Origin of the sequence: Streptomyces sp. NRRL F-2664, from assembly GCF_000719345.1 — a bacterium.
GTDB lineage: Bacteria > Actinomycetota > Actinomycetes > Streptomycetales > Streptomycetaceae > Streptomyces.
On record NZ_JOFX01000110.1, the window covers coordinates 1 to 5794 of the forward strand.

At 68.3% G+C, this 5794-nt stretch carries 3 protein-coding genes and 2 pseudogenes; 1 reads left to right on the plus strand and 4 read right to left on the minus strand.

Translation table 11 applies throughout. From position 1 onward, the window contains the following. Positions 1-130: 130 nt before the first annotated feature. Positions 131-1558 (minus strand): replication-relaxation family protein, encoded by a 1428-nt coding sequence (locus IF89_RS0134135; RefSeq protein WP_078628728.1) that lies wholly within the window; start codon positions 1556-1558, stop codon positions 131-133. Positions 1559-1900: 342 nt separating this feature from the next. Next, positions 1901-2119: pseudogene (locus tag IF89_RS48470) on the minus strand (conjugal transfer protein TraA); the annotation flags it as partial. Positions 2120-2558: 439 nt separating this feature from the next. Here IF89_RS48470 and IF89_RS0134145 point away from each other — a divergent pair. Then, positions 2559-3797 (plus strand): protein-glutamine gamma-glutamyltransferase, encoded by a 1239-nt coding sequence (locus IF89_RS0134145; protein ID WP_030776510.1) that lies wholly within the window; start codon positions 2559-2561, stop codon positions 3795-3797. Between the two features lie 403 nt (positions 3798-4200). Here the strand turns inward: IF89_RS0134145 and IF89_RS45280 are convergent. Both IF89_RS45280 and IF89_RS43415 read right to left on the minus strand, forming a co-directional pair. Next, positions 4201-4298, minus strand: a pseudogene (locus IF89_RS45280) (IS5/IS1182 family transposase); the annotation flags it as partial. Further along, positions 4295-4846, minus strand: coding sequence for a transposase (locus IF89_RS43415; protein WP_078628729.1), 552 nt, complete (start codon positions 4844-4846; stop codon positions 4295-4297). The pseudogene IF89_RS45280 and the gene IF89_RS43415, both read right to left, overlap by 4 nt. Positions 4847-5794 lie beyond the last annotated feature (948 nt).

Below are 5794 nucleotides of genomic sequence, written 5' to 3' on the forward strand. Positions count from 1 at the left end.
TTCCTGGAACCCCGACCGGCCACGACCGCTACAGCCAACCCGTCGTCCGGCAGAAACACTGCAGGTCATCGTGGCCGTCACACCTCCACCAGACCCCTAAATCAACGGCATTGGACTTAAACAAGACCGCTTAACCCGAGGATCCGGGGCGTAACGCCCGCATCCAGCCCAGCGGCCCGTTGGCTTTCGCCTCCGCCGCAGCTGCGGCTTCCTCCTCGGCCCGGCGGCGGGCGTCCTCGGCGGCGTGGTCGGCAATGGACTGGCACACCGTGCACAGGGCGCCGGGCCTAGTAGCCGTGCCCCAGAGGTCCCCGGCAGGGTAGACCTTCCTCCCGCAGCCGGGGCACGGCCACGCGGACGCTTCCCGGCGTCGTCGCGCGGCTTCCTGCTGCGCCGCTTGCTGGGCGGCCTGCGCCTGCCGGGCCCGGTCGCGCTCTGCTTCCCGGGCCGCGTACGCGGCGTAGGAGTCGGCCTGGCCGTCGTTGTCGAGTGCCGCGGCAAGGGTCTGGCCGCCGCGCTGGCGGCCGTAGCGCCACCAGATCGGGCCGTGCGGGCCGTCGGCGACGAGGCAGTCGAGGCGACAGGCGACGACCGGTATGGCGCCGTCGTGGGTGCGGTAGCCGTCCTGACGGCCGTCCGGAGTGCGGCCCTCGCCGTGCCACGTCCCCCGCCAGACCGGCGCGGACAGCTCCGCGATTCCGCGCATGCACGCGTCCATCGCTTCCGCACCCATCGGTTTCGTGAACACGATCGCCACCGGGGGATGCGGGCCGGTCGGCGATGCCGACCACACCGTGGACCACAGCGGCCGGCCGGGGCCGCCGGCCGTGTCGGCGCGGCCCGGTTTCTCCGTCCGGGCGAAGAACCGGGCGTAGCGGGTCAGCTTGTCCGCGACCTGGGCGCGGGTCTCGGTGCCGTTGTCGACTTCCACGAACAGCAGCGGGACCGGAGCGCCCGGCATGGCGAAGACGGCGTCAGCGCGAAGACTGCCCTTGGCCGGAGCGCTGAACGTCCCGCCGGTCGGCAGGGTCACCTCCGTGGACCAGGCCGAGAGCGGGCCGAGCCCCGGCGGGCGTCGGCGCAGCGCGCCTTGTCGGGGGACGGTCGTTGTCCGGGCGACCGGCGTCTGTGTGGGCTCCACCGGTTGCTGGACGAACGCGGCGAGGACGTCGGTCACGCGGAGCGCGTGCTTGGCACCCGACGCCGCAGCCGCCCGCGCCGTGCCGCCCATCTCCCGCGGCGGGCGCTCCAGCGCTGCCGCAGCCGCTTCCAGACCGGCGGTCGTCAGCGACCACAGCTTCTCCGTGATCCGCCGTCCGCCCTCAACCCGCGTCGTCGTCCCGGCCGAGACCACCAGCCCCGCGGCCTCCAGGTCTTTGCAGCCGCCCCGCGCCGTCGCCGCATCCGCCGTCCCCGGACACGTCAGGTCCCGCAACTGCGCCGCCGTAGCGATCTTCACCACGCCCAACGCTTCCAGCACCAGCGCTCTCGTCTTAACGGTCGACCCGTACTTGCCCACCCGCCCCGCCCCTCCTACTTCCTCTACCTCTCCTCCCATGGTCAGGGAAAAAGAGGTGCCGGAGCACGATCTTCACCCGGTCAAGGAGTCTGACCTGCGCAAACCCCCTCCCGGCAGAGGAACATCACCACAGGGGAAGCCACAGGGTCAACCACAGGACCCGCCACAGGACAGAAACGGGCTTGCCCAACCCCCTCGGGCCCGGAAACAGGCGGGACTTCCCCAATTGGGGAAGTCCTCCTCAACCACGGGCTTCAGGGCCCACGGGACGCACATGTGCGGCCGCATGCCCGCCCCCACGGGCCCAGAACGCAAAAGAGGCCAGGGGCCCCGGATACGTCCGGGGCCCCTGACCTCTCGAATGCGGAGCAGCGCGTCAGGGGCCCAAGCGAGGTGCGCCGTCGGCGGGGGCCGGAAGACCAGGTCGAAGGCGAGCCAAGGAGTGCGCTCCTTGGCCTTGTCGGTCTCGGCCGACGACTGGTTGTGCTCGATGGGCCTGCCCAGCACGGTCGCCCGCCGGGCCTGAGCCGGGCTCTTGCCCTGCGCCAGGAGCTCGCGCTCGATCCGGTCGGCATCCCGGTGCCGGCCCTCCCCCAGCACCGATCCCGCTGTGCTGACGCATCCTCGTCCTGGTAGTCGTACTCGCTGACATCTCCGTAGAACACCCGCACATCATCGCCGCATCGCTTTCTTGACGCCCAAGCGAGCCACGACCTATCGGACACGACCTAGTCCATACGGCCTGCGACGTAGGTTCCGTCGGAGGAGTGCGATGGTTCCTGATTCTCAGGAGATCCGGAAGAGACCCTTTCGGTAAACAGTCCTGTGTGCAGACTCTGATTACACGTCAGCTCCTTCCGTCCGACGACCGGCGGGATCAGCTCGGCATGCCCTATTTGAAGTATTTGACCGGGGAAACGGGTTCACCTGAGAAGGCGTCGGCGCCAGTCGACTGACAGCGGCGCACCCAGGAAACCCATCCCAGGAATTACCACATCTCCACCATTCAAGACATTCCGCACAAAAGGAGCTTTATTATATGCAGAAGCGCCGGGGATTCATGGCCTTCACCGCTGCCAGTGTGGCCATGTGCACCATTGGATTCCTGCCCACGGTCAGCCACGCCGCGGAGATCGGCCCCAGGGGCGGCAACGGCTCCTACGCCGCACGGAACGGTCTGACGGCGAATGACGTCAGGAGCATCAACGCGCTGAACGAGGCGGCACTGAACCTGGGGCAGCCGGGCAGGCCGAGCCCGAGCACCTCCAGCCCCTTCGGGGCGCTGGGCGACGACCGGGTGACCCCGCCCGCCGAGCCGCTCAACCTCCTGCCCAGCCCCTACCGGGCCTTCAACGGCCGGGCCAGCACCGGCGTTAGCAACTACATACGCAAGTGGCAGCAGGTGTACAGCCAGCGCGACGGCAAGATGCAGCAGATGACCGAGCAGCAGCGCGAGGAGCTGTCCTACGGCTGCGTCGGTGTCACCTGGGTCAACTCGGGTTCCTACCCGACGAACAATCTCGCTTTTGCCTCGTTCGACGAGACCAAGTACAAGAACTCCCTGGCGAACAGCACCCGTCGGCCCGGTGAGACCCAGGCCGAGTTCGAAGGCCGTATCGCGAAGTCCAGCTTCGACGAGAAGAAGGGTTTCGAGCGGGCCCGGAACGTCACGGCCACGATTAACAAGGCTCTCGAGAACGCCCACAGCGAGACGGACTATCTCACCAACCTCAAGGCCGATCTTACGAGCAAGGGCGACGCCCTGGCCAACCAGGACTCCCGCTCCAACTTCTACTCGGCGCTTCGCAACACCGCCTCCTTCAAGGACAAGAACGGGGGAAACTTCGACCCGTCCAAGATGAAGGCCGTCATCTACTCCAAGCACTTCTGGAGCGGCCAGGACCCCTGGAGCTCCCCCGAGAAGAGCAAGTTCGGAGACCCGAACGGCTTCCGTCCGGACCGTGCCACGGGTCTAGTGGACATGTCGCAGGACTGGAACATGTCGCGTAGCGCCGTCAAGGAGGGCGACGCGTACGTCAACTTCGACTACGGCTGGTTCGGCGACCAGACCGAGACCGACGCCAACAAGACCATCTGGACGCACGCCAACCACTACAACTCCCCCGGCGGCGACATGGGCCCGATGGATGTGTACGAGAGCACGTTCCCGAACTGGGCTTCCGGTTATGAGGACTTCGACCGCGGCGCATACATGGTCGTCTTCATCCCGAAGAGCTGGAACACCGCTCCCGCCAAGGTGAAGGAGGGCTGGCAGTAGTTCCCGCTGGGCCGAGCCGGCCCAGCCTTGGGGGGCGTCGACAGCTTCACAAGCGCGCGGTGTTCGCGGCGGCGGCCGTGAACACGCGCCCGTACGCAAACGGGCCTGCTGCCGTCCCGGCATCGACGGACAGCGGCGGCGGGCTCCTCATCAGGGCTCCAGTCCGGGATGACGAGCAAGGTCACCCTGTGGCCGGAGCCTGATGAGGTGCCCGCGCCCGTGGTGTCCACGGAGCTCGCCCCGACCACGCCCGGAGGGTTCTCACGGCCGCGGGCCGTCAAGTCCTCATACTCGGGAGCCCGTGCACTGACGGTGCCCATCACCCCTTGCGCGACGTTCACGCTCGTGCCGTAGACGGTGACGTACACCATCGGCGGCAACCTGTTACTGAGCTTTTCCAACCTCATGTTGAGGCGTGGTGGAGGGCGAGGACTGCCTGCACGATGTCGGTGATCGGTTGGTACTGCAGCGGAGCTTCCGCAGGAGGCGCCAGGCCTTCAGCAATGGTTGACGATATGCCCCTGCCGCCGTAACTCCGCGGTGGCCCGGGGAACGCCGTAGTTACCGCGGGACGCGATGTGGATCACTGTGATCACATGCGCCAGGGCCTCATCGGCCCGCCGCCCCGCCTCGCGGGCTTCCCGTCCTGCCGCCCAGGCGTAGTAGGTGGAACGGCCGGTCCTCATCACCCTGCACAGCAGCACGACCGTGTAGTTCGCCTTCTCCGCGTGGATGAACCGGCGTACCTCGCTCACCGGCCGCTCTCCTTCGCGAAGAAGGCGGTCGCTTTTTTTCAGGATCTCTATCGTCTTCGCCTGCTCGGCGGCCAGCTTCCGCAGACGCCTCAGCTCCTCGTCCCGGGCATCCGCACCTTGCCGGGCTTCCGCGGACCTGACTTCCCGAGACTTCTTCACCCAGCCCCGCAGGGACTCCGGACTGACCCCGAGTTCCCGGGCCACCTCGGTCACCGTCCGGTCAGACGACCGCACGACCTCGATCGCATCCCGCTTGTACTCATCCGAGTACCGCCTCGTGTTCTTGCTTCCCACCTGGCACTACTTCCTCTGGGTCTCACGCCCCAGTCTCCAGGTGTCCACGAGCAAGGGGAAGCTTCATCCTCTGACTCCGACCCATTTGAAGACACTACCTAACCCGCCCGGCGGCCCGCCCCTCGCGGATCCGCGGGGTAGTCCTGGCCACCTGCCGCCGACGCGGAGGGCCGACAGGCAGCCAGAACCGGGGCCCGCCCTGGGTAGACCCGTGGGGGAACGGATGGAGTTCCCGGGGCGGGATGGGTCCCAGGAGCACAACGACCGCACCCGCCACCGGTTCCGCGTTCCCGACCCCTGCACAAGAGTCCACAGGTGCCGCGCTGAACTCCCCGACACCAGCAACACCAGCACCCGGCCGCTCGCCGCCGGCGTGCCCCGCACGCACACAGCACACACACCCGGACATCACCACCACACCAGACATAACGCCGACGGAGACTGTCAGCATGAGGACCGCACCGTCCCCGGGCGGTCCCGGCGTCCTCGGCGGCTACCACGACAGCCACCTTCCGAGCCACGGTCGGGCCTGGTCGGCCGAGTTCTCGGCCGGCCAGGAGGCCGCGCACCGGCGCGACCCGGGGCGCGCACAGGTGAGGGCCTGCGACGGTCCGCATCACCACCCGCCGGCAGCACCACCGCCACCGCACCAGCGTGGCTTGTAACGGCCAGCACGTCCGCCCGGTGGCGGCCGGGGTGGGGGCTGTTCGGAGGAGAGACAGCGGTCCCGGAGCCCTGTTCTCCTGGACGGGCCATCTGCCCGTAGTGTGTTCCTGTCTTCCCGGAGTCTGTCCGTGCCTTCCCCTTCTTGCCTGTCCTCGTCTGCTGCTGGTCGCCGTGTCCGCCGGGGTGGTGTGGCGGGGCTGCTGGTGCTGGCTGCTGCCGGGACGGTGGCGGGGGAGGGTGCGGGTGAGGCGTTCGCCGCCCCCGGCTCGAGCCGGGTTGGGT

Coding starts and splice junctions, on each gene's coding strand:
- IF89_RS0134135 (WP_078628728.1), bottom strand. CDS start 1,558: ATGGGAGGAGAGGTAGAGGAAGTAGGAGGGGCGGGGCGGGTGGGCAAG.
- IF89_RS0134145 (WP_030776510.1), top strand. CDS start 2,559: ATGCAGAAGCGCCGGGGATTCATGGCCTTCACCGCTGCCAGTGTGGCC.